The following is a 22,160-nucleotide window of genomic DNA, read 5'->3' on the forward strand; positions in this document are numbered from 1 at the left end:
GCTAGCGATGGCGGGGGGCAACGATTTCGTGGTTGTCGCCAACCGGCTGCCGGTGGACCGCACCGCCTCCGGGTGGCAGGCGTCCCCTGGGGGCCTCGTAGCGGCGCTGGCGCCGGTGCTGCGCGCCCACGCCGGATGCTGGGTCGGGTGGCCCGGCGAGCCGGACGTGGACGTCGAGCCGTTCGCGTTCGAGGGAATCTCGCTGCACCCGGTAACACTCAGCGCCGACGATGTCGAGAACTTCTACGAGGGATTTTCCAACTCCTCGCTCTGGCCCCTCTACCACGACCTCATCGTCGCGCCCCGCTACGCGCCCGAGTGGTGGGACGCCTACGAGTCGGTGAACCGGACATTCGCCGCGGCCGCCGCAGAGGTCGCCGCCGAGGGCGCGACCGTGTGGGTGCAGGACTACCAGCTCCAGCTCGTGCCCGGCCTGCTGAAGCAGGCCCGGCCGGACCTCACGGTCGGGTTCTTCCTGCACATCCCGTTTCCCTCCCCCGACATTTTCAGGCAGCTGCCGTGGCGCGAGGAGATCATCGAGGGCCTTAGAGGGTGCGACCTCATCGGTTTCCAGCGCGAGGAGGACGAGCAGAATTTCCGCGCGCTGGTGGGCGGCAACGGTCAGTGCCCGCGCACGGGGGCTTTTCCCATCTCGATCGACCCGGAGGCGATTCGGCCCGGGGCGCGGGAAGACGTCGATAAGCTGCGCGAGCGGCTGGGCAACCCCCGCACCCTCATGCTGGGAGTCGACCGCATGGACTACACCAAGGGGATCCTGCAGCGGCTGCTGGCGGTCGAGTCACTGCTGGAGCAAGGGGCCCTGGACAGTGTCGCCGTGGTCCAGCTGGCCACGCCCTCGCGCGAGCGCATCGAGCATTACCGGCTCACGCGCCGGGAGGTGGAGGAGGCCGTGGGCAGGATCAACGGGCGCTTCGGCACCGTGGGCAACCCCGTGGTGCACTACGTCCACCGGCCCGTGCCCAAAAGCGAACTGGGCACCTACTACGCCGCGGCCGACGTCATGTTGGTCACCCCATTCAAGGACGGGATGAACCTGGTTGCCAAGGAGTACGTGTCTTGCCACCCCGACGGCAGCGGAGCCCTGGTGCTCTCCGAGTTCGCCGGCGCCGCGGTCGAGCTCAACCGGGCGCAGCTGTGCAATCCCTTCGACCTCGAGTCGATCCAGCAGGCGATCCTGGCGGCCGTCGCGGGCGACAGGGAGGCGATGTTGGCGATGCACGCCCGCGTCATGGAGTTCGATGTCGCGCGGTGGGCGCGGACGTTCCTGGAGGCGCTGTGAGAAAAGCCTGCTTATCGACGCTTACCGCAACGCTCCTCCTGTCCGGCTGCGCCCCCGCCGCACAGGACACGCCACTGAGCGGGCAGACGTGGCAAGTCGTCGCCCTGCACACCTCCCCGGAGGTGCCCGGCGCGCTGCCGGCGGACGCGGCGGGCAAGGCGCAGCTGCGGGTGTCCGGGTCGTCGCTGACCGCGACGACGGGATGCGCGCCGCTGCGGGCGAAGGTGGAGCTCACCGCGGAAACGCTCGAGTTCGAACAGGTCGAGGTGGGCGATACCGGAGAATGCTTCGGCGGCTCGCGCTACGTGCACAACAGCCTCACGGGGCTTTTTGAGCCGGGCGCGCGGTTCGACATCCGCATGTTCGGCGAGAGGGAGGCGCTGCTGACGCGGGCGGGCGAGGAGCTGGAGCGGCCGTCGATACGGATGATGGCGCTGTGACGCCCGAGCTCGAGCTCGCCGTGGGGCGCGCCGCCGCGGCCGAGACGCTGCTGGTGTGCCTGGACTTCGACGGCACGCTCGCCGAACTCGGCCCGGACGCCTACGCGGTGCGGCCCCACCCCGGCGCGATGGAGGCGCTCGAGGCGCTCATGGAGCTACCCAGCACACAGGTGGCGGTGCTGACGGGCCGGCACCTTGCAGGTCTGCGCCGGGTGCTTCCCCTCGGGGGCGCCGCGGTGCTGGTCGGGTCCCACGGCGCCGAGCCGTCCACCGAGGCGTCGGGGGCGGCACCCGCGCTCGAGCCGGAGGACGCGGCGTACCTGGACGACATCGAGGCGCGCCTCGAGCGCCTCGCGGTGCCGCCCGCGTTCGTGGAGGTCAAGCCGTACCAGCGGGTCGTCCACGTGGCCGCGCTCGCGGAGACGGACCCGGCCCGGGCGCGGCGCATCTTGGACGCCGCCCGCGAGCTGGACACGGCGGGGCGCCCCGTCATCAGCGGGCACAACGTGGTGGAGTTCTCCGCCACCGACATAACCAAGGGATCCTGGCTGGCCTCGTACAAGAAACAGTTCGCGGCGACGCTGTTCGCCGGCGACGACACCACCGACGAAACGGCCCTGGAAACCCTGGACGAGGGTGATGTGGGCATCAAGGTGGGCCCGAAACCCACTGTCGCGCCCCACCGCGTGGCCGGGGTCGACGAGATGGCCCGCGTGCTCACCCATCTCGCCGCGGCGCGGCGACGGTTCGCCCGGGAACAAACCGGGTCGGGAGAATGATGTCCTGGGGCGCCGCGGCGGCGTCGATAAGCGAGCTCAGGAGGGAGCCAACCTTCTCGCCCTTTTCCACGTTCGGCTGCTCCACGGTGGTCAGGCCCGCGGCTCGCGCCGTGTCGATGCCGTCGAAGCCGGTGACCGACACGGCGTGGGGGACGCGCCCGCCGCAGTAGTCGAGCACGCCCAGCGCCATCGAATCGGTGGTGCACAGCACGGCGGTGATCTCGGGGTGGGTCTCCAGCAGCTCGCGGGCGGCGTCGGCGGCGCAGGCGCGGTCGTTGAAGTGGCGGGTGAGAATCGGCACGTCCGCAATGCCCGCCGCGTCGAACACGTCGAGCGCGCCGCGCACGCGGGCGCGCTGCACGTGCAAGTCGGCGGCGTCGAGCTCCCCGCGGGCGACGTGGCCGTTGCGCGGGGAGCTGAACAGGCGCTTGGACAGAATGCCGATGCGGCGGTGGCCGGCGTCGACAAGCGCGCGGGCGGCGGGCTGGATCGCGGAGAAGTCGTCGATGCCCACGTACGGCACGCCCGCGACCTTGGGCTGGTCGCACACGACGACCGGCATGCCCCGCTCGCGCGCGGCGGCCAGGTGTGGGTCACCGGCGGGCACGGAATAGACCACGAAGCCGTCCACAATCGCGTTCGAGATCAGCGCGGGGTTTTCCTCGGCCGGGCCCGCGGGGATGAGCGTGAGCGAGAACGCCGTCTGCCTGGACAGGCCGGCGAGGAAGTCGATGGAGGCCTGGTCCTCGAACGCGAAGTGGAGGTGCTCGGTGAGAATCACCCCGACGGCGCCGGCCCGGCGCGTGCGCAGCGAGCGCGCCGTCGGGTTGGGCCCCGTGTAGCCCCGCTTCGCCGCGGCGGCGAGGATCTTCTTGCGCAGCGCGGGCGAGAGTTGGTCCGGGCGGTTGTACGCGTTGGAGACGGTGGTGCGCGATACCCCCACCTCGGCCGCGATGGATTCGAGGGTGCTGCTCTTTGCCGGGCGGGGGGACATGACCGCAAGTATATACGCCCAGGACCTGCGATTAATTGAAACAGTTTTTCATTAGTGCTTGAATGGGTGACATGATTGCAACCAAGACCCTTCGCGCCACCGCGGCGGCATTCGCCTCGACCCTGTTCCTCGCCTCCTGCTCCACCGGCGGGGGAACGGGCGCCACCACAACTGACTCCGCGGCCCCCGGCACCACCGCCGACGCTGCCGCGGACACCGTCGTCGCCACCACGCACGTCTGGGCGGACGTCGCGGGCGAGGTGCTGGGCGAGGACGTCCCGGCCGTGATCTCCAACCCCGCCACCGACCCGCACGACTTCGAGCCGGCCGCGGCCGACCTGGCCAAGGTTACCCAGGCCAAGGTGCTCGTCGCCAACGGCGGCACCTACGACCACGCAATCTACAGCGCCGCCGACCCGGAGAACGTGATTAGCGCGCTGCCCCTGTCCGAGGGCGGGCACGACCACGGGCACGAGCACGAGGAGCACGGCGGGGAAAACGAGCACATCTGGTACGACACGACAGTCGTGCGCGAGGTGGCTGACAAGCTGGCCGCGGCCGCCGAGGAAAACGGTGTCGACGCGGACACCGCCGAGGTGAACAAGCGCCTCGACGCCGTTGATGAAAAGCTCTCCGCCCTGCCCGCGGCGCGCGTGGCGCAGACCCACCCGATCGCGGACGCCATCGTCGAGAACACCGCGCTCGAGGACGTCACCCCGGAGGACTACCGCCAGGCCACCCTCAACCACAACGAGCCGTCGAGCGCGGCCGTCGCAAATCTGCTCACACTCATTGAGAGGGGCGAGGTCGACCTCCTCATCAACAACCCGCAGACCCCGTCCGCGCTGACGGACCGCATCCTCGCCGCGGCGGAGCAGCACAACGTCCCCGTCGTCGACATCACCGAAACCCCGCAGGGCGGGAAAGACTTCTTCGACTACTTCGACGAGGTCGCGAATACGCTGACCGAGAAGCTCGCCGGCCTCAAGTAACATTTCCGAAGTGATCGCCCGTCTCACCGACCTCTCCGCCGAACCGCTATGGTCCGGCATCACTCTCGACATCCGAAGCGGCGAGTTCATTGCGGTGCTCGGGCCCAACGGCTCGGGCAAATCGACGCTGCTCAACATCATGCTCGGGCTGCGCCGCCCTACCGGCGGCAGCGTCGAGCTGCCCGCGCGCGTCGGGTACATCCCCCAGCAACGCATGTTTCCCCCGCACATGCCCGTGCGGGCGCGCGATGTCGTCTCGCTCACGCTGAAACACGGCACCGTGCGAAACCGGTACCCCCGCCGGGCGGATGTGGACGCGGCCCTGGAGCGCGTCGGGGCGGGCCCCCTCGCCGACGCCCGCGTGGGAACCCTCTCCGGCGGCCACCAGCAGCTGGTGCGCCAGGCGCAGGCGTTTGGGAACAACCCCGAACTCGTGCTTGCCGACGAACCCCTGCTCTCCCTCGACGCCTCCCGCCAGCGCGAGACGGTGCGTCGACTGGCGGACTCCGATGCGGCGGTGATGATGGTCACCCATACGATCGATCCGGTGATGCCTGTCGTGGATAAAGTGCTCTACCTCGGCCCGAACGGGCACGTCGTCGGCCCGGCGCAGGAGGTGCTGCGCACCAATGTGCTCAGCGAGCTCTACGGCACGCGTGTCGACGTCCTTACCGTGCGCGGAAAGACGGTGATCGTGTGACCGAATTCTTCCGCGGGTTTTACGCCGACACCGCCCACCTGCTGTCCTTCGATTTCGTCACCGACTCCCTGTTCGCGTGCGCCCTGCTGGGGTTCCTTTCCGGAGTGCTCGCACCGCTGGTGGTGATGCGCCAGATGGCGTTTGCGGTGCACGCCACCTCGGAGCTGGCGTTGATGGGCGCGGCAATCGCGCTCGTGGCCGGCATCAACCTCTCCTTCGGCGCGGTGGCCGGTTCGATCTCCGCGGCGATCGTGTTTGTGCTGCTGGGGCTCCGCGGCGGCAACGACTCCGCCGTGGGCGCGGTGATGAGCTTCGGCATGGGCGTCTCCGTGCTGTGCATCTACCTCTACCCGGGCAACTCGACGGTGGCGCTCGCCCTTTTAACGGGCCAGGTCGCGGGCGTGAGCCACATGAACCTGATCGTGCTGGCCGTCTCCACAGCGCTGGTAGTCGCCGCGATCGCGGTGCTGTGGCGCCCCCTTCTGTTCGCCTCCGTGGACCCGTACATGGCCGCAGCGCGAGGCGTGAACGTCCGGTGGTACGCCGTGGCCTTCGGCATCCTGCTGGGCATCGCCTCCGCGCAGGCGGTGCAGGTCGTCGGCGCGCTGCTGGTCATGGCGCTTCTGATCACCCCGGGGGCATCCGCGGTGGCAATCACCGACAACCCCGTCGCCGCCGTCGCGTGGTCGGTCGTGTTCTCACAGGTCGCCGCCGTCGGCGGTCTCATCCTCTCGCTCGCCCCCGGCGTGCCGATCAGCGTGACGGTCGCCTTCCTCTCGTTCGGCATCTACCTTGTCTGCAGAGGTGTCGAGCACGGCCGGTCGAAACGCCTGAATCGCCTGGACGCCGCCGCGTGAGCGCGACCCGCCGCACGTTGCACCACCAGGGCCGCACCCGCCGCTACATCGAGGTTTCCTCCGGTGCTGACCCGCACACCCTCGTGCTGTTCCTCCACGGCTCCCTGCAATCGGGCAGCGTCGCCCGCAACTTCACGGGGCACACCTTTGACCAGCTCGCCTCGGAGACCACGACGGTAGTCTACCCGGACGGGGTGGACCGACACTTCAACGACCTGCGCCGCGACTTCGGCGAATCCGCCCGCACCCTCGGCGTCGACGACGTCGGCTTCCTCACCGAGCTCATTCGTCTCTACTCCCCCTCGCGCGTGATCGGCTGCGGCTTCTCCAACGGCGGGCAAATGCTCCTGCGCATGCTTTTCGACGCCCCCCGCACCCTGGACGGCGTCGCCCTCTTCGGCGCGTCCGCCCCCGCCCCGGGCAACACGCTCTGCGCGGAAGACAATTGGGTCCCCACACCGATTCTTACCGTCCAAGGCACGGCGGACCCGATCGTCCCCTACGGCGGCGGGGTGGCCGGCATCGCGGAGAGCAACCGCGGGCTGACCCGCTCCGCCCTGGACTCGGCCCGCTACCTCGCCGGGCTCAACCACGCCGGCGCCCACCGAACGCGGCACCCGCGCGACGGCGTGCGGGTGGACGCTTTCACCGGCGGCGCCGGCTCCGCCCCAGTCGAGCTGTGGTCCATTGAGGGCATGGGACACCTCGTGCCCTCCCCCAAAAAGCTGGATGTGCGCCTCGGGCCGGGCACCGACAAGGTCGTCGGAGCCCAACTCGTGCGCGACTTCTTCGGCCTTTAGTCGTCGGCGCCGGCCGTCGCCGCGGCCGCGCGGCGCTGGCGCGCGAACTCGCTGAGGACCACGCCCGCGGCCACCGAGGCGTTGAGGGACTCCACCCAGCCCTCGGTGGGGATGGACAAGATCACGTCGCAGTTCTCCCGCACGAGTCGCGAGATGCCCTTGCCTTCCGACCCGACGACGATGACCACGGGGTCCGTCGCGCCGTCGAAGGTGTCCAGGGTGTGTTCACCGCCGGCGTCGAGGCCTACGACTAGGTAACCGTTGTCCTTGAACTCCTTGATGGTGCGGGTAATGTTGACGGCCTTTGCAACAGGCAGGCGCGCCGCCGTGCCCGCCGACGTACGCCACGCCACGCCGGTGACCTGCGCGGACCGGCGCTCGGGGATGATCACCCCGTGGCCGCCGAATGCCGCGGTGGAGCGGATGACCGCGCCCAGGTTGCGGGGGTCGGTGATGTTGTCCAGCACAACGAACATGCCCGTCTGGGCGCGGTCGCGGACCTGCGCCATGAGGTCGAACACGTCGGCGTACTTGTAGGGCTGGATCTTCAGCCCGATGCCCTGGTGCATGCCGTTGCCGGTCATGTTGTCCAGGTCGCGGCGCGGCACCTCGTGCACCGGCAGGCCCTTGGAGTTGGCCAGGGTGACGGCCTCGGACAGGCGGTCGTCGTGCGCTGTGCCCTGCGCGACGTACAACGCCTCGGCCGGCACCTTCGCGTGCAGGCACTCCACCACCGGATTGCGGCCGACGACAAGGTCCGCCTTCTCGCGCTCGTGGCGGCCGGAGTCGCGGCGCTGGCGCTCCAGCTTGCGCTTGTGCGCCGAGTGGTAGACGCGATCCTCCGCCTTCGGGGTGGCCTTCTTGCCCTCGAGGCCGCGGCGGCGCTGGCCGCCGGAGCCCTTGGTGGCGGCCTTCTTGGACGTCTTGATCACATCGGGTCGCTGGTACGGTTTCGCCATCGGGTCAGATTTCCTTAGTTCTTGAGGGCCCACTGCGGGCCGTCGGCGGTGTCGGTCACGTCTATTCCTGCGGCCGCGAGACGGTCGCGCACCTCGTCGGCCGCCGCCCAGTCTTTAGCCGCGCGGGCCGAGGTGCGGCGCTCCAGCTCCGCCCCGACGAGGACGTCGAGCGCGCGCATCGCAGCCTCTGTTTTCTCGCTGTCCTGAGCGCCGCCGGCGAGCTCGGACCAGTGCCCGGGATCCACCCCCAGCACGTCGGCCATGGCGCGGACGCGCCCGGCGATCTCAGCGGCTAGGGCGTTGTCGCCGGCGGCTAGGGCTTTGTTGCCTTCGCGGACCGCGTTGTGGATTTCCGCCAGGGCACGGGGCACCGAGAAGTCGTCGTCAAGCGCCTGCTCGAAGCCGGGAGTCCAGGTCGACTTCTCTGGGGTGCCGGCGCGGGCGACGAAGTCCTCGATGCGCCGGTAACCGGCGGCGGCCTCGGACAGGGCCTCCGGCGAGTACTCGAGCACGCTGCGGTAGTGGGCGGAGCCCAGGTAGTAGCGCAGCTCCACCGGCCGTACGTCGGCGAGCATGTTGTCGATGGAGAGCACGTTGCCCAGGGACTTGGACATCTTCTCGCCCGCCATGGTCACCCAGTGGTTGTGCATCCAGTAGCGGGCGAAGCCGTCGCCCGCCGCGTGCGACTGCGCCGCCTCGTTCTCGTGGTGGGGGAACTGCAGGTCCAGGCCGCCGCCGTGGATGTCGAACTCTGCGCCCAGGTACCAGGTGGCCATCGCGGAGCACTCGAGGTGCCAGCCCGGCCGGCCGTCGCCCCACGGCGTCGGCCAGCTCGGTTCGCCGGGTTTGGCGGCCTTCCACAGCGCGAAGTCGTGCGCGCCGCGCTTGCCGTAGGTGTCGGGCTCCCCCTGCTCCATCTCGTCGACGCGGTTGCCGGAGATGGCCCCGTAGTCGCTGCCCGCGGCGCGCACCCAGGCGTCCACATCGAAGTAGACGGAGCCCTGCGCCTCGTAGGCGAAGCCGTTTTCGATGAGCCGCCGCATGTAGTCCACCATCTGGGTGACATGTCCGGTCGCCCGCGGCTCCACCGAGGGCGGCAGCACACCGAGCGTGTTGTAGGCGCGGGTGAACTCGCGCTCGTAGGTGGACACCCACTCCCACCAGGGGCGGCCGTTCTCGGCGGCCTTGGTGAGGATCTTGTCGTCGATGTCGGTGACGTTGCGCACGAACGCCACGTCGAAGCCCTTCGCCATGAACCAGCGGCGCACGATGTCGAACGCGACCCCGGAGCGCAGGTGGCCGATGTGCGGCGACGACTGCGGCGTGGCACCGCACAGGTAGATCGAGACGTGGCCCTGGCGGACCGGCTCGAAATCCCGCAGAGAGCGCGTGGCCGTGTCAAAGATGCGTTGGTTCCCGGAAGTCACCCTCGCCAGTCTAGCCGTTAGCCCGACCCTCACCCTCCGACAGTGCGACCAGCGCGGTGGCGATGGCTGCGCGGCCCTCGCCCGAACCGGTGAACCCCATGTGGTCGGTGGTGGTGGCGCTGACACTCACCGGGGCGCCGAGCGCCTCGCCGAGCACCCGCTGCGCGCGCTCGCGCACCGGCCCCATTTTCGGCGTCTGGGCGATGAGCTGGGCCGAGGCGTTAACCACGGTGATGCCGCGGGAGCGCAGCAGCTCGCGCAGCTCGCGCAGCAGCTGGGTGCCGCGCACTCCGTCGTATTCGGGCTTGCTCACGCCCACGAACGAGCCGAGGTCGCCCAAACCAGCGGCCGAGAGCACCGCGTCGACGATCGCGTGGGCGACGACGTCGCCGTCCGAGTGGCCCTCGCACCCGTCCACGCCGTCGTGCTCGATGCCCGCTATCCAGCAGGGCTTGCCCTCCTGGATCTGGTGGGCGTCGAAGGCCGTCCCCACGCGCAGGTTGCTCACTCGAAGTCCTTTCCGTCTGCGCCATTTGCCCCTGCCTCCGCATCCGCGACGATCGAGGCAGCGAGACGCAGGTCCATTGGGGTGGTGATCTTGAACGCCAGCGGGTCCCCCTCGACGGTGGTGACGCGCTCGCCGTGCCACTCCATGAGGCTGGCATCGTCCGTGGCGGTGAAACCGGGGTTGGAGCAGGCGTAGTACGCCTCGTTGGCGCTGCGAAGGGCGCGCAGGTCGAAGCCCTGCGGAGTCTGCACCGCCCGCAGGCTCGCGCGCTCCGGCGTGCCGGTCACCTCGGTGCCGACGACGGTCTTGATCGTGTCCGCCACCGGCACCACCGGCACCACCGCTCGCTCGCCCCCGGCGACGGAGCGTACGACGCGCGCGAACATGTCGGGCGGGGTGAGCGCGCGGGCGGCGTCGTGGATGAGCACCACGGCGTCCTCGTCGGCGATGGCTTTCAAGCCCTGCCAGATGGAATCGGCGCGCTCGGCCCCCCCATGGACGAAGCGCACGTCGTGGTCGGTCAGCGCCCGGCGCGCCGCGGGCTCCATCTCGCGCGAGACAACGACCACGGTGGCGTCGACAAGCTCGCATGCTCCGATCGCGGCCACGGAGCGCTCGAGGAGGGTGCGCCCGCGCAGGGGCACGAAGGCCTTGGGCACCTCCGCGCCGAGCCGGGTGCCCTGGCCGGCGGCCGCGACAAGGGCGATGACGCGACGGGTGGGCATCTAGTTCTCGTCGTCCTCGTCCGAGCCGAGCTCGTCGTCGAAGCTCAGGTCGTCCAAGTCGACATCGTCGTCGAAGGCGTCGCGCGGGTCGGCGGAGATCCCGGCCGCGACCTGGCGCTCGATGATTTCCTTGATACCCGCCTCCATCTCGTCGGCCTTGGCCTCGTCCACCGGCTTGGCCAGCGCGAGCTCGCCCACCAGAATCTGGCGGGCCTTGCCCAGCATGCGCTTCTCGCCGGCGGAGAGCCCCTTACCCTGGTCGCGGCGCCACAGGTCGCGCACGACCTCGGCCACCTTGTTGATGTCGCCCGAAGCGAGGCGTTCCTGGTTGGCCTTGTAGCGGCGCGACCAGTTCCCGGCTTCCTCGACATCCGTCTCGCGCAGCACGGAAAAGACCTTCTGCAGGCCCTCCTCGTTGACCACGTCGCGCACGCCGACCAGCTCCGTGTTCTTCACGGGCACGCGCACCTCGAGATCCGACTGGAGAATCTTCAGCACGAGGAAGTCGAGGGTCTCCCCGCCCATCTCGCGCTGTTCGATGTCGGCGATGCGGGCCGCTCCGTGGTGCGGATAGACGACAACTTCTCCGACAGTGAATTCCATGTCTCTCCTTGCCAGGCCGGGGTTTTAGGGGGGTTTTAGCCCCACAACCATACCACTCGCGTACCCGCAGGCACTGGGCCGAGCGTCCCGCCTGCCGGGATTTCGGGCCTCACCGCACGGTATTGCCCCCGCCACACCCCGAAACTGGGAAAAACCCGCATGAACCCAGTAGTGTTAGCCGGGAAAACTCATGTGCTGATTAATGATGGAGGACATCGAAGTGAAGTCCCTGAAGCCGGTTGCCGCCTCTGCTGTCGCAGCGTCCGCTCTCCTGCTCGCCTCTTGCTCCGCGGGCCAGATTACGCAGACCTCCTCCCAGGTCGCGGCCGTTGACGGAGGGAGTGCTACCAGCGGAAACGGCGAGGTTGCCGTCCAGGACGTCACTGTCCTCCTCAACGAGGACGGCCGCGCCGCCCTGAAGTTCACCGCCATCAACCAGGACCCGTCGATGACAGCCCACCGCCTCACGGCGGTGACCGTGGACGGCCAGGACGTCGACCTGCGCCCGGTGCCGAAGGAAATCCCGACCCAGTGCTCTGTCGTGGGTGACTCCGCCGAGGGCATCAAGGCCATTCCGCAGACCGAGTCGGACTGCATCCAGTATGTCGAGACCTCCCTGGACAACGACGCGTTCGCCTACGGCGGCCACGTCCCGGTTTCGTTCACCTTCGACGTCGGCACGGTCACCGTCGACGCCGCGATCTCGGCGCCGCTGCTTCCCTCGGGCGAGTCCGAGCGCGGCGAGGGTCATGAGGGCCATGAGGGCCACGAAGGCAACAGCCACTAACAGCGCCTAGCCGCCGCTTGTAGACGCCTCCCCGGACGCACCGCAGTTCGCCCCGCGAGCTGCGGTTTTGTTGTGAGGGCCGGGCGATGTCGAGGCCGTGTCTTAGAGTGTCGGCATGGCTAAGAAACCTCGCGTGATCCACACCTGCTCCGAGTGCGGGTACTCCTCCCCGAAGTGGCTCGGGCGCTGCCCGGAGTGCGGCCAGTGGGGCACGCTGCAGGAGGAGACGCCGCTGACCGCCGCGTCCGGAGCGGCCGGCGGTGCGCCGCTGCGCGTGCAGGCGCTCGCGCCGGCGTCCCCGGCCCGGCCGATCACCTCCGTCGACGCCGCGGCGACGAAGACGGTGCCCTCGGGTATCGGCGAGCTCGACCGCGTGCTGGGCTCCGGCGTGGTGCCGGGGTCCGTGGTGCTCATGGCGGGCGAGCCCGGGGTGGGCAAGTCCACCCTGCTGCTGGAGGTCGCCTCGCGCTGGGCGCGGTTGGGTGGCCGCACCGCCCTCTACGTCACCGCCGAGGAGTCCGCGGGCCAGGTCCGCGCTCGGGCGGAACGCACCGGGGCCCTGCACGACACGCTGTATCTCGCCGCGGAGTCGAACCTGGACGTCGTGTTCGGGCACGTCGGACAGCTGAAACCCTCGCTGCTCATCGTGGACTCGGTGCAGACCATGCATGCCCCCGGGGTGGAGGGGGTGGCGGGCGGTGTCGCCCAGTCGCGCGCCGTGACCGCCGCGCTGACCACGCTGGCCAAGACAACCAACCTACCCATCCTGCTCGTCGGGCATGTGACCAAGGACGGAAACGTCGCGGGCCCACGCGTGCTCGAGCACCTGGTGGATGTGGTGCTCAACTTCGAGGGCGACAGGCAATCCAGCCTGCGCATGCTGCGCGGTATCAAGAACCGCTTCGGGGCGACGGACGAGGTCGGCTGCTTCGAGCAAACCGCAGAGGGAATCCGTGAGGTGGCGGACCCGTCGGGGCTGTTCCTGTCGCACCGCGGCAACACACCCGACGGCTCGGCGGTGACGGTGGCCATGGACGGGGTGCGCCCCATCCTGGCGGAGGTGCAGGCGCTGACGGTGGACCCGGTGAACAAGAGCCCCCGGCGCGTGGTCACCGGCCTGGACTTCAACCGGGTGCCCATGGTGCTGGCGGTGCTGCAGGCGCGCTGCAACCAGCGAACGAACGACAAGGACGCCTACGTAGCCACCGTCGGCGGTGTCAAGATCACGGAGACAGCGACCGACCTGGCTGTCGCGCTGGCCACGTGGTCGAGCCTGCACGAATCGCCGCTGCCGGAGAAAACCGTCGTCGTGGGTGAGGTGGGCCTCGCGGGCGAGCTGCGCCGCGTGCCCAATCTCGGCCGCCGCCTGCAGGAAGCTGCCCGGCTGGGGTACGAGTACGCCATTGCCCCGGCCGGGGAAAAGCTTTCTGTGCCCGGGATGCGGGTGGCCCAGGTGTCCACGCTCGGCGAAGCCATCGCACTTGTCGAAGGGCGATAGAATTGCCCACCATGACCGACCCCTCCGCTGACCCGAAGCAGCTGCGCCGCACACTCGAACGCCTGGCTCCCGGCACGGCCCTGCGAGACGGGTTGGAGCGCATCCAGCGCGGCCACACCGGCGGCCTCATCGTGCTGGGTGACACCCCCGAGGTGATCCAGATCTGCGACGGCGGCATCGAGTTCGACGTCCCCTTCCAGGCGACCCTTTTGCGTGAGCTGAGCAAGATGGACGGCGCCGTCGTACTCTCCAGTGACGGGTCCCGGATCGTGCGCGCGAACGTCCAGCTCGTGCCGTCGCCGTCCTACCCCACCGGCGAGACGGGTACACGCCACCGCGCCGCGGAACGCACCGCCCTGCAAACCGGGGTACCCACCGTCTCGGTCTCGGCGTCGATGAACACCCTGACCCTCTACGCCCACGGGCAGCGCCACCTGCTGGACGAGCCCGCGGTGCTCTCGGCGCGCGCCAACCAGGCCCTGTCCACGGTGGAGCGCTACCGCGCCCGGCTCGATCTGGCGGGCCAGCGCCTCTTCGTCGCGGAGATGAATGACTACGCCACCGTCGCCGACGTCCTCAACGTGCTGCAGCGCCAGATCATGCTGGAACGCGCGGCCAACGACATGGATGAAGGAATCGTGGAGCTGGGTGTCGATTCGCGCCAGCTCAGGCTGCAGCTCACCGAGCTGCGCGGAAGCATCACCGAGGACATCGAGATGCTCGTGCGCGACTACATCACGTCCCCCACCGTCCCCTCGGACGAGCAGGTGGCGGACGCGTTGGCCGCCCTGGGCAGGCTGCCCGACTCCGAGCTGCTCAATTCCGCCTCCCTGGCGCGCCCGCTCGGTCTGCCCGCCTCGGAGGAGAACCTGATGCAGGACGTCTCCCCGCGCGGCTACCGCGCCTTGTCACGGGTGCCCCGGGTGCAGAAGTTTCTCATGGACCAGATCGTCTCCGAGTTCGGCTCGCTCGCGGAGCTCCTCGCAGCGAGCCCCGAGCGCCTGGCGGGCGCCGAACGGGTCTCCCCGCTGTGGGCGCGCCACATTTACGAGGGGCTGCGCCACCTCGCCTAGCGGCACCTAACGGATGGTGAAGTCCGCGGGGTTGGAAGCGGTCTCCCCGATCACGGCGTGCAGGTAATACGCCCCGGCGGGCACGGGCTGCCGGTTGCTGCACTGCCCCGGCCGGGAGCCGGTGGCGGACCAGCGGGCCTCGAACATGCGCGGCTGCCCCGGCTTGAAGGTCTCCTCGCCGGCGACGACCGGCGGGTAGCAGTCCACGTCAGACCAGATGCGCTGGTTGTTGCCCATGGAGTACACCTCGAACCGCAGCTGCTCGTCGTCCAAGTTGATCACGCAATCGGCCTTGGTGGGGTTGGTGATCTTCATGTAAAACACCGGCTGATCGCCGGCGGCGTAGCTCGGCTCGCTCGTCTGCGCCTCGATGGTGAGATCGCCGACCTCGCAAGTGTCCTTCGCGGCGGCATCGACGGTGGAGGAGGCGGTAGACGAGGCGGTCGACGAGGCGGTCGACGATGCAGTAGAAGTCGCCGAGGAGGTAGCCTCCGTCGCTTCCGTCTCGTCGCTCGGCGCCGGCACCGTCGGCTCCGTGGTGATGTTCTCGGTCGGCGCAGCGGAGGTCGTGCTCTCCCCCGCGCCGCCCGCGCCGTCCCCGCCGGAGCCGGAGCGCGCCCACGCTGTCAGCCCCCACACCAGCAGACCGACTAGGACGAGGATGACTACCAGCGCGGCCACGCGGCGGCGCATGTAGATCTCGGGCGGCAGGGGCCGGTTGTCGGTGCTGCGGTGGGGCTGGTTCGTCACAGGATTGACTTTAGCGTGCGAAATGCTCGCTGACGGTCTCGACGCGGCCGTCGGCAAGGCTGTACCTGGCGGCAACCACGCCGATGGTGCCGTCGGCCGCCCCGTCCTGGAGTGCGGGAATACGGTCGATCAGGTGCTGCGCGGTGATGCGGGCGTGCTCGCGCTCGACATCGTCACGCTCGCCCTTGCCGTGGCCCTTCGCCCAAATGACGGAGGGGGCGATCTTTTCCACGAACACGCGCTGCAGCCCGAGCGGGACCTCGGCCTGCTCCACCGCCGTGTAGGCCGCGCCGATGGCGCCGCACGCCTCGTGGGAGAGCACGATGACCAGCTTCACGCCGAGGCTGGACACGGCGAAGTCGACGGAGCCGGAGACCGCCGCGTCCACACAGCCGCCGGCGGTGCGGATGACGAACATGTCGCCGAGGCCGGCGTCGAAAAGCAATTCGACGGGCACCCGCGAGTCGGAGCAGGCGAGCACCGCTGCGACGGGTGCCTGGCCGTCGCGAAGCTCGAGGCGGCGCTCGACGGTGCTGTTGGGGTGCAGGACGTTGTCGGTGGCGAAGCGGTCGTTGCCACTTAGCAGCGTCTCCCACACCTGGGCGGGAGTGGTGGTGTCAGTCATGGCAACTATTGTGGCACTTATTGTGAGCATCCAGACGAAGGTGAGCGACTTTTACCGCGAAAACGCCCGTGACCTGCCGTGGCGGCGGCCCGGCACGACCGCGTGGGGCGTGCTGCTCAGCGAGGTGATGAGCCACCAGACCCCGGTCGCCAGGGTCGCGCCGGTGTGGGAGGAGTGGATCGACCGCTGGCCCACCCCGGCGGCGTTCGCCGCGGCCGGCCCCGACGAGGTGCTGCGCGCCTGGGGGTCGCTGGGGTACCCGCGCCGCGCGCTGCGCCTTCTCGAGTGCGCGCGCACGCTTGTCGACGCCCACGGTGGCGAGGTGCCGCGCGACGTAGATACGCTCCTCACATTGCCCGGCATCGGTGCGTACACCGCGCGCGCCGTCGCCTGCTTCGCCTACGGCGCCAACGTCGCCGTAGTGGACACGAACGTGCGCCGGGTCTACGCCCGCGCCGTTGCCGGGACGTTCCTGGGCGCGCCGCGGGCCGGCGAGATCGACGACGTCGCCGCGCTGCTTCCCGCGACCGACGGGCCCGTGTTCTCCGCCGGGCTGATGGAACTCGGAGCGCGCGTGTGCACCGCCGCCAACCCCGCGTGCGACCAGTGCCCGATCATTGCGGAGTGCGCCTGGGTGGCGGCGGGAAGGCCGGCCCCGAGTGCCGGGGAGCTAGCGCGCAGGAAGGTGCAGAAGTTCGCCGGCACCGACCGCCAGGTGCGCGGGAAAATCATGAAGGTCCTGCGGGAGGCCGACGCGCCCGTGCCCCAGTCGGCCATCGACCTGGTGTGGGCGGACGCGGCCCAGCGCTCCCGCGCCCTCTACTCCCTGCTTGACGACGGCCTCGCCGCCCAGGATGCAAACGGCTACTTCCACTTGCCCCGGTAGTTCAGCCCGCCGGGCAGGTTGACCCACACGCCGCCGCGCGAATTCACCGTCACGGGGCCGACCTTGGTGGACACGGACCCGCCGGACGTGGACAGGTTGAGCCAGGAGTTCTTGCCCAGCTTCTTCTTCTGGCGGAAGTAGATTCCCATGTGGCTATCCTATCCGGCTCGTGCGCGGGGCACGGTGGAGCGCCTACACTGCGTTGGCGTGAACATTGGAACGACCTTTGACGCCTCGGCGGTGGCGGTGGCGTTTACCATCACGCTGCTCGCGGGCATCTCCACCGGCATCGGCGGCGTCCTGGTGGCGCTGAAATCCAATCCGTCGAACCGCTTCCTCGCGGGCTCCCTCGGCTTTTCCGCGGGCGTGATGATCTACATCTCGCTCATGGAGCTCCTGCCCGGCGGAATTGACGACCTCGCGGGAGTCTACGGCGACCGCGGCGACCTGTACGGGGTCCTCGCCTTCTTCGGGGGCGTGCTGCTCATCGCCGTGATCGACCGGCTGGTGCCCGAGCCCATCAACCCGCACGAGTTCCCGGACGAGGGAGGCCGCCTGCAAGCGAGCACGACGATGATGCGCGCCGGCCTGCTGACGGGCGTGGCCATCGCCATCCACAATTTCCCGGAGGGCTTAGCCACCTTCATCGCCGCGCTGGGCGACCCGACGCTGGCGCTGCCCATCGCTGTGGCCATCGCGGTGCACAACATTCCGGAGGGCATCGCCGTGGCCGCCCCGCTGCGGGAAGCCACCGGAAAAAAGTGGAGGGCCGCGGGCTGGGCAACGCTCTCCGGCCTTGCCGAACCTCTGGGCGCGGCCATCGGTTTCTTGCTGCTCATGCCGTTTATGGGGCCGGCGACCCTCGGCCTGGCATTCGCCGCCGTGGCGGGAATCATGGTGTTCATCAGCTTTGACAAGCTCCTCCCGAGCGCGATCGCGACCGGCGCCCACCACCACTGCGTCTACGGGGTCATCGCGGGCATGGCGCTGATGGCGGGCAGCCTCATCGCGCTCAACTGACGGAACCTGCTTTGCGCGATACGCCGGGGGCATCCCCTGATCAAAATTCGCTGATTTTGCCCCCGAAACTTAGTGGTTTTACTAACGTAACAAAAATGAATCTCCGCCCCCGCCTCAGCACGGCCGCAGCCGCCGCAGCTCTCGCGCTCAGCGTGGTCGCCGCGCCCTCAGCCTCGGCCCAAAGCTCCGTCAACCCGAGCCCGCAGCAGCTTGTCGACGGCGTCGCGCACGCCGCCACAACTGCCGCAGACTCCCTCTTGCACGGCTACGACCCCTTCTACGACGAGCCCGTTGCCGACCTCGGCGCGCCCGGCACGCTGCTGCGCACCCAGGACGCCCCCCACCTGCTCAACGTCCTCGGCCCCGACTTCCCCGGCTCCGCCACGAAGATTCTCTACACCTCCACCACCGTCCACGGGCAGGCCGTGGCCACTTCCGGGTTCGTCATCGAACCCGCCAACCCCTGGCAGGGCGAAGGTCCGACCCCGACCATCGTCTTCGCGCCCGGCACCCGCGGGGCGGGCGACGCCTGCGCCCCCTCGCGCGGGCCGTGGTTCACAGCCCGGATCGATGCGACGAAGCCCGCGGCCAGTCTGAACTACGAGCTCGGCTCCTACTACGCCGCCAGCCTGCTGGGGATGCGCGTGGTTGTGGTGGACTACATCGGGCTGGGAACCCCCGGGGCGCACACCTACGTGCTTCACGACGAGGAGGGCCACGCGATGCTCGACGCCGCGCGCGCCGTGGTCCCGTCCGGCGACCCCGTCGGGTTCTACGGCTACTCCCAGGGCGGGGGCGCCGCCGCGGCCGCGGCCGAAATGCACCCGACGTACGCGCCGGAGCTCAACATCAAGGGCACGTTCGCGGGCGCTCCCCCCGCAGACCTCCTGGCCACCATCGACGGCGTGGACACCTCTCTCATCGCCGCCGTTCTGGGCTACGCAGCCAACGGCTGGCTGGCGCGCTACCCCGAGTTCGAGACCCTCTTGTCCGACATCTCCAACGACCGCGGGATCGCGTTCTTTGCGGACACCGCCAACTCGTGCATCCCCGACGACGCCTTGAGGTGGGCCATGACCGACACCAGGACGCTGACCAAGGACGGCAGGTCGCTGCGAGAAGTCGTCGAGGACGCGCCCGCCATCGCGAAACTCTTCGACGACCAGAAGCTCGGCCGGGTCGCCCCGACGACACCCATCCTCGTGTCCACCGGCGGGAACGACACGGAGGTGCCCAGCTCGCAGGTGATCGCGCTGGCGCGCGACTACTGCGCCGTCGGGGCCAACTCGACCCTGCTCAACGAGAACGTCCCCGCGTTCACGCCCGGGAAGAAGTACGCGCTCAATCACGCCGCCGGAATGTTCACGCAGGCCGCGCCGTCGTTCATCTGGATGCTCGACCGGTTCAACGGAATCCCCGCGGCGTCGAACTGCGGCACCTTCTAGGCCGCCTCAACAAACACAACAAAACTGCCCTCCCCCCGCCGAGCTGGCGGGGGGAGGGCAGTTGTCTGCGGGGCGCTGCCGCCTTACAGCGGCGACCCGGCGCCGGCGGGGCCGCGGCCCTCGCCGCGGTCGTCGGCCGAGCCCTCAGCGAGCACCTCTTCCGGGGCGTCCGGCTCGTCGGACGGGCCGTTCCCGGTGGTGCCGCCCGGGTTTTCTACCGGGGAGTCCGCCTCCGACTGCGGGGCGATGTCGCGCACGTCCTCGATTTCCCCGACGTCGAACGTGTCGGCCGGCAGCGGCTTCGGGCGCGGGGTGAACGTGAACTTCGCGTCCTCCGCCACCTTGCCGCGCTCGCGCTTGGCGGACTCGACGTCGCCGTCCCAGTTCTCCACGTCTACCGTGATGATCTCACCGGCACCGATCTCGCCGTAGAGGATCTTCTCGGACAAGACGTCCTCGATCTCGCGCTGGATCGTGCGGCGCAGCGGACGGGCGCCGAGCACGGGGTCGAAGCCGCGCAGGGCGAGCAGGTCCTTGGCCTTGCCGGTCAGCTCGATGCCCATGTCCTGGGCGGCGAGGTTCTTGTCCACACGGCCGACCATGAGCTCGACCATCTGGACGATCTCTTCCTGGGTCAGCTGGCGGAAGACCACGATCTCGTCGATGCGGTTGAGGAACTCGGGGCGGAAGTGCTTCTTCAGCTCGTCGTGCACCTTGTTCTTCATCCGGTCGTACTGCGCGTCCGCGTCCGTCGCGGTGCTTCCGGTAAAGCCCAGGCCGACGGCCTTGGAGATGTCGCTGGTGCCCAGGTTGGAGGTGAAGATGAGCACGGTGTTCTTGAAGTCCACCATGCGGCCCTGGCCATCGGTGACGTGGCCTTCCTCCAGCACCTGCAGGAGCGTGTTGTAGATCTCCTTGTGCGCCTTCTCAATCTCGTCGAAAAGCACCACGCTGAACGGCTTGCGGCGGACCTTCTCGGTGAGCTGGCCGCCCTCCTCGTAGCCGACGTATCCCGGAGGGGCACCGAACAGGCGCGAGGCGGTGAAGCGGTCGTGGAACTCGCCCATGTCGATCTGGATGAGCGAGTCCTCGTCGCCGAAGAGGAACTCCGCCAGCGCCTTCGACAGCTCGGTCTTACCCACGCCGGACGGGCCGGCGAAGATGAAGGAGCCGGACGGTCGCTTCGGGTCCTTCAGGCCCGCGCGGGTGCGGCGGATGGAGCGGGACACGGCGCGGACGGCCTCGTCCTGGCCGATGATGCGCTTGTGCAGCTCATCTTCCATGCTGAGCAGGCGCGAGGACTCGGACTCGGTGAGCTTGAACACCGGGATGCCGGTCCAGTTCGCGAGCACGTCTGCGATCTGCTCCTCGCCCACCTCGGCGATCTCCTCGAGGTCGCCGGAGCGCCACTTCTTCTCCTTCTCCTTGCGATCCTCGCCGAGCTTGCGCTCGGTGTCGCGCAGACCCGCGGCCTTCTCGAAGTCCTGGGCGTCGATCGCGGCTTCCTTCTCCCGGCGCACCTCCGCGATGCGCTCGTCGACCTCGCGCAGGCCCTCGGGAGCCGTCATGCGCTTGATGCGCATGCGGGCGCCGGCCTCGTCGAGGAGGTCGACGGCCTTGTCCGGCAGGAAGCGGTCGTTGATGTAGCGGTCGGACAGGTTCGCCGCGGCGACCAGCGCGTCGTCGGTGTAGGAGACACGGTGGTGCGCCTCGTAGCGATCGCGCAGGCCCTTGAGAATGGTGACGGTGTCCTCCACCGACGGCTCGTCCACCTGGACGGGCTGGAAACGACGCTCGAGAGCGGCGTCCTTCTCAATGTGCTTGCGGTACTCGTCCAGCGTGGTGGCGCCGATCGTCTGCAGCTCGCCGCGGGCCAGCTTGGGCTTGAGCAGGGAGGCCGCGTCAATCGCACCCTCGGCTGCGCCGGCGCCGACGAGCGTGTGGATCTCGTCGATGAACAGGATGATGTCGCCGCGCTGGTTGATCTCCTTGAGCACCTTCTTCAGGCGCTCCTCGAAGTCGCCGCGGTAACGAGAACCCGCGACCAGCGAGCCGAGGTCAAGCGAGTAGACCTGCTTGTCCTTCAGCGTCTCCGGCACGTTCCCGTTGGCGATGTCGAGCGCGAGGCCCTCCACCACGGCGGTCTTGCCCACGCCCGGCTCACCGATGAGCACGGGGTTGTTCTTGGTGCGGCGCGAGAGCACCTGCATGACGCGCTCGATCTCCTTGGCGCGCCCGACGACCGGGTCGAGCTTGCCTTCGCGGGCCGCGGCGGTCAGGTTGCGGCCGAACTGGTCGAGCACGAGCGAGTTGGAGCGCTCGCCCTGCTGCCCGCCGCGGGGGCCGGAGCCGCCGAGCGGGGACGCGCCAGAGCCGGCGCCGGCGAGGCCGCCCTGCTCACTGCCCTCACCCTGCCCTTCGCCGCCCTCGTAGCCGGAAAGGAGCTGGATCACCTGCTGCCGCACCCGCGGCAGGTCGGCGCCCAGCTTGATCAGCACCTGGGCCGCCACGCCCTCGCCCTCACGGATGAGGCCGAGCAGGAGGAACTCGGTGCCGATGTACTTGTGGCCCATCTGCAGGCCCTCGCGCAGAGACAGCTCGAGGACCTTCTTGGCGCGCGGGGTGAACGGGATGTACCCCGTCACAGGCTGCGTGCCGTGGCCGATAATCTCCTCAACCTCGCGGCGCACGTCCTCGAGGTTGATGCCCATGGATTCAAGAGCCTTGGCGGCGACGCCTTCGCCCTCCTTGATCAGGCCAAGGAGGATGTGCTCTGTACCCATGTAATTGTGGTTGAGCGCGCGCGCTTCCTCCTGCGCCAAGACGATAACGCGGCGGGCTCGGTCGGTAAACCGCTCGAACATCAGGTAACCCCTTTTGCTGGAATGATCGTAAAAATGTTGTCCCCCACCATAACGCGCGGCTAGAACAACTCTTCCCCGTTTTCCATTTCACAAAAGGTTATAGGCACTAATCCCGCACGTCAGAGGCC

General features: G+C 69.2%; 23 protein-coding genes. 13 read left to right on the plus strand and 10 right to left on the minus strand.

Features of this window, described 5'->3' with window-relative positions:
• Positions 1 to 7: 7 nt before the first annotated feature.
• From BLS40_RS06260 to BLS40_RS06270, 3 genes are read left to right on the plus strand one after another with little or no spacing between them, the layout of a single operon-like run.
• Positions 8 to 1,300, plus strand: coding sequence for an alpha,alpha-trehalose-phosphate synthase (UDP-forming) (locus BLS40_RS06260; protein ID WP_092150159.1), 1,293 nt, complete (start codon positions 8 to 10; stop codon positions 1,298 to 1,300).
• Positions 1,297 to 1,740, plus strand: coding sequence for an META domain-containing protein (locus BLS40_RS06265; protein ID WP_092150162.1), 444 nt, complete (start codon positions 1,297 to 1,299; stop codon positions 1,738 to 1,740). Before BLS40_RS06260 ends, BLS40_RS06265 begins: the two co-directional genes overlap by 4 nt.
• Positions 1,737 to 2,519, plus strand: a complete 783-nt coding sequence (locus BLS40_RS06270) for a trehalose-phosphatase (protein WP_092150165.1) — start codon at positions 1,737 to 1,739, stop codon at positions 2,517 to 2,519. Before BLS40_RS06265 ends, BLS40_RS06270 begins: the two co-directional genes overlap by 4 nt.
• Here the strand turns inward: BLS40_RS06270 and BLS40_RS06275 are convergent.
• Positions 2,458 to 3,513, minus strand: a complete 1,056-nt coding sequence (locus tag BLS40_RS06275; protein ID WP_092150168.1) for a LacI family DNA-binding transcriptional regulator — start codon at positions 3,511 to 3,513, stop codon at positions 2,458 to 2,460. The two genes, BLS40_RS06270 and BLS40_RS06275, sit on opposite strands and share 62 nt — an antisense overlap.
• Before the next feature lie 71 nt (positions 3,514 to 3,584).
• Between BLS40_RS06275 and BLS40_RS06280 the strand changes: the two genes are divergently transcribed.
• The 4 genes from BLS40_RS06280 to BLS40_RS06295 are packed head-to-tail and all read left to right on the plus strand — an operon-like array spanning position 3,585 to position 6,862.
• Positions 3,585 to 4,505 (plus strand): metal ABC transporter solute-binding protein, Zn/Mn family, encoded by a 921-nt coding sequence (locus BLS40_RS06280; RefSeq protein WP_231908402.1) that lies wholly within the window; start codon positions 3,585 to 3,587, stop codon positions 4,503 to 4,505.
• A 10-nt stretch (positions 4,506 to 4,515) separates the two neighbouring features.
• A complete protein-coding gene (locus tag BLS40_RS06285) occupies positions 4,516 to 5,205 on the plus strand; it encodes a metal ABC transporter ATP-binding protein (RefSeq protein ID WP_092150174.1) in 690 nt (229 codons plus the stop codon).
• Positions 5,202 to 6,062, plus strand: coding sequence for a metal ABC transporter permease (locus BLS40_RS06290; protein ID WP_092150177.1), 861 nt, complete (start codon positions 5,202 to 5,204; stop codon positions 6,060 to 6,062). Before BLS40_RS06285 ends, BLS40_RS06290 begins: the two co-directional genes overlap by 4 nt.
• Complete coding sequence (locus tag BLS40_RS06295; RefSeq protein WP_092150180.1) at positions 6,059 to 6,862, plus strand: alpha/beta hydrolase family esterase; 804 nt, start codon at positions 6,059 to 6,061, stop codon at positions 6,860 to 6,862. Before BLS40_RS06290 ends, BLS40_RS06295 begins: the two co-directional genes overlap by 4 nt.
• On the opposite strand, the gene rlmB is transcribed toward BLS40_RS06295, so the two are convergent.
• Genes rlmB through BLS40_RS06320 form a run of 5 tightly spaced genes read right to left on the minus strand, consistent with a single transcriptional unit; the run spans position 6,859 to position 11,084 of the window.
• Positions 6,859 to 7,821, minus strand: coding sequence for a 23S rRNA (guanosine(2251)-2'-O)-methyltransferase RlmB (rlmB, locus tag BLS40_RS06300; RefSeq protein WP_092150183.1), 963 nt, complete (start codon positions 7,819 to 7,821; stop codon positions 6,859 to 6,861). The two genes, BLS40_RS06295 and rlmB, sit on opposite strands and share 4 nt — an antisense overlap.
• A 14-nt stretch (positions 7,822 to 7,835) precedes the next feature.
• Positions 7,836 to 9,248 carry a cysteine--tRNA ligase gene (gene cysS, locus BLS40_RS06305; RefSeq protein WP_092150186.1) on the minus strand — a complete coding sequence of 471 codons (1,413 nt, stop codon included), beginning with the start codon at positions 9,246 to 9,248 and terminating at the stop codon, positions 7,836 to 7,838.
• Positions 9,249 to 9,258: 10 nt separating this feature from the next.
• A complete protein-coding gene (gene ispF, locus BLS40_RS06310) occupies positions 9,259 to 9,756 on the minus strand; it encodes a 2-C-methyl-D-erythritol 2,4-cyclodiphosphate synthase (RefSeq protein WP_092150189.1) in 498 nt (165 codons plus the stop codon).
• Positions 9,753 to 10,481 (minus strand): 2-C-methyl-D-erythritol 4-phosphate cytidylyltransferase, encoded by a 729-nt coding sequence (gene ispD / locus BLS40_RS06315; protein ID WP_092150192.1) that lies wholly within the window; start codon positions 10,479 to 10,481, stop codon positions 9,753 to 9,755. The genes ispF and ispD overlap by 4 nt, the downstream gene beginning before the upstream one ends.
• The gene (locus BLS40_RS06320) at positions 10,482 to 11,084 is read right to left on the minus strand and encodes a CarD family transcriptional regulator (RefSeq protein WP_092150195.1); all 603 of its coding nucleotides are present in this window, start codon (positions 11,082 to 11,084) and stop codon (positions 10,482 to 10,484) included. It lies immediately after the preceding gene.
• A 205-nt stretch (positions 11,085 to 11,289) separates the two neighbouring features.
• On the opposite strand from BLS40_RS06320, the gene BLS40_RS06325 reads away from it, so the two are divergent.
• From BLS40_RS06325 to disA, 3 genes are all read left to right on the plus strand, one after another.
• Positions 11,290 to 11,871 (plus strand): hypothetical protein, encoded by a 582-nt coding sequence (locus BLS40_RS06325; RefSeq protein WP_092152206.1) that lies wholly within the window; start codon positions 11,290 to 11,292, stop codon positions 11,869 to 11,871.
• A gap of 115 nt (positions 11,872 to 11,986) precedes the next feature.
• Complete coding sequence (gene radA, locus BLS40_RS06330; RefSeq protein WP_092150198.1) at positions 11,987 to 13,369, plus strand: DNA repair protein RadA; 1,383 nt, start codon at positions 11,987 to 11,989, stop codon at positions 13,367 to 13,369.
• A gap of 2 nt (positions 13,370 to 13,371) precedes the next feature.
• A complete protein-coding gene (gene disA / locus BLS40_RS06335) occupies positions 13,372 to 14,442 on the plus strand; it encodes a DNA integrity scanning diadenylate cyclase DisA (protein WP_407922396.1) in 1,071 nt (356 codons plus the stop codon).
• A gap of 6 nt (positions 14,443 to 14,448) precedes the next feature.
• Here disA and BLS40_RS11405 read toward each other — a convergent pair whose 3' ends face one another.
• On the minus strand, positions 14,449 to 15,192 hold the full coding sequence (locus BLS40_RS11405) for a hypothetical protein (RefSeq protein WP_092150204.1): 744 nt from the start codon (positions 15,190 to 15,192) through the stop codon (positions 14,449 to 14,451).
• A gap of 10 nt (positions 15,193 to 15,202) precedes the next feature.
• Entirely contained in the window at positions 15,203 to 15,817 is a 615-nt protein-coding gene (locus tag BLS40_RS06345; protein WP_092150207.1) for a carbonic anhydrase, read from the minus strand.
• Between BLS40_RS06345 and BLS40_RS06350 the strand changes: the two genes are divergently transcribed.
• A complete protein-coding gene (locus BLS40_RS06350) occupies positions 15,816 to 16,703 on the plus strand; it encodes an HhH-GPD family protein (RefSeq protein WP_092150210.1) in 888 nt (295 codons plus the stop codon). The genes BLS40_RS06345 and BLS40_RS06350 overlap by 2 nt on opposite strands.
• Here the strand turns inward: BLS40_RS06350 and BLS40_RS06355 are convergent.
• Positions 16,682 to 16,852, minus strand: a complete 171-nt coding sequence (locus tag BLS40_RS06355; protein ID WP_092150213.1) for a DUF4236 domain-containing protein — start codon at positions 16,850 to 16,852, stop codon at positions 16,682 to 16,684. The two genes, BLS40_RS06350 and BLS40_RS06355, sit on opposite strands and share 22 nt — an antisense overlap.
• A 58-nt stretch (positions 16,853 to 16,910) precedes the next feature.
• Here BLS40_RS06355 and zupT point away from each other — a divergent pair, with 58 nt between their 5' ends.
• Together zupT and BLS40_RS06365 are read left to right on the plus strand one after the other, a co-directional pair.
• Positions 16,911 to 17,723: a zinc transporter ZupT gene (gene zupT, locus BLS40_RS06360; protein WP_231908403.1), complete on the plus strand. Its 813-nt coding sequence runs from the start codon at positions 16,911 to 16,913 to the stop codon at positions 17,721 to 17,723.
• A 95-nt stretch (positions 17,724 to 17,818) separates the two neighbouring features.
• Positions 17,819 to 19,168 (plus strand): lipase family protein, encoded by a 1,350-nt coding sequence (locus tag BLS40_RS06365; RefSeq protein WP_092150218.1) that lies wholly within the window; start codon positions 17,819 to 17,821, stop codon positions 19,166 to 19,168.
• A gap of 83 nt (positions 19,169 to 19,251) precedes the next feature.
• Here the strand turns inward: BLS40_RS06365 and BLS40_RS06370 are convergent, their stop codons facing one another.
• Positions 19,252 to 22,032, minus strand: coding sequence for an ATP-dependent Clp protease ATP-binding subunit (locus BLS40_RS06370; protein WP_092150220.1), 2,781 nt, complete (start codon positions 22,030 to 22,032; stop codon positions 19,252 to 19,254).
• Positions 22,033 to 22,160: the final 128 nt, after the last annotated feature.

The organism is Corynebacterium mycetoides (genome assembly GCF_900103625.1).
Taxonomy (GTDB): domain Bacteria; phylum Actinomycetota; class Actinomycetes; order Mycobacteriales; family Mycobacteriaceae; genus Corynebacterium; species Corynebacterium mycetoides.

Bases quoted from the DNA above. Each gene is read 5' to 3' on its own strand.
- BLS40_RS06275 (WP_092150168.1), bottom strand. From the start codon at position 3,513: ATGTCCCCCCGCCCGGCAAAGAGCAGCACCCTCGAATCCATCGCGGCC.
- BLS40_RS06260 (WP_092150159.1), top strand. From the start codon at position 8: ATGGCGGGGGGCAACGATTTCGTGGTTGTCGCCAACCGGCTGCCGGTG.
- BLS40_RS06325 (WP_092152206.1), top strand. From the start codon at position 11,290: ATGGAGGACATCGAAGTGAAGTCCCTGAAGCCGGTTGCCGCCTCTGCT.
- BLS40_RS06320 (WP_092150195.1), bottom strand. From the start codon at position 11,084: ATGGAATTCACTGTCGGAGAAGTTGTCGTCTATCCGCACCACGGAGCG.
- BLS40_RS06365 (WP_092150218.1), top strand. From the start codon at position 17,819: ATGAATCTCCGCCCCCGCCTCAGCACGGCCGCAGCCGCCGCAGCTCTC.
- BLS40_RS06345 (WP_092150207.1), bottom strand. From the start codon at position 15,817: ATGACTGACACCACCACTCCCGCCCAGGTGTGGGAGACGCTGCTAAGT.
- BLS40_RS06350 (WP_092150210.1), top strand. From the start codon at position 15,816: ATGGCAACTATTGTGGCACTTATTGTGAGCATCCAGACGAAGGTGAGC.
- BLS40_RS06355 (WP_092150213.1), bottom strand. From the start codon at position 16,852: ATGGGAATCTACTTCCGCCAGAAGAAGAAGCTGGGCAAGAACTCCTGG.
- radA (WP_092150198.1), top strand. From the start codon at position 11,987: ATGGCTAAGAAACCTCGCGTGATCCACACCTGCTCCGAGTGCGGGTAC.
- BLS40_RS06280 (WP_231908402.1), top strand. From the start codon at position 3,585: ATGATTGCAACCAAGACCCTTCGCGCCACCGCGGCGGCATTCGCCTCG.
- ispD (WP_092150192.1), bottom strand. From the start codon at position 10,481: ATGCCCACCCGTCGCGTCATCGCCCTTGTCGCGGCCGCCGGCCAGGGC.
- BLS40_RS06370 (WP_092150220.1), bottom strand. From the start codon at position 22,032: ATGTTCGAGCGGTTTACCGACCGAGCCCGCCGCGTTATCGTCTTGGCG.
- rlmB (WP_092150183.1), bottom strand. From the start codon at position 7,821: ATGGCGAAACCGTACCAGCGACCCGATGTGATCAAGACGTCCAAGAAG.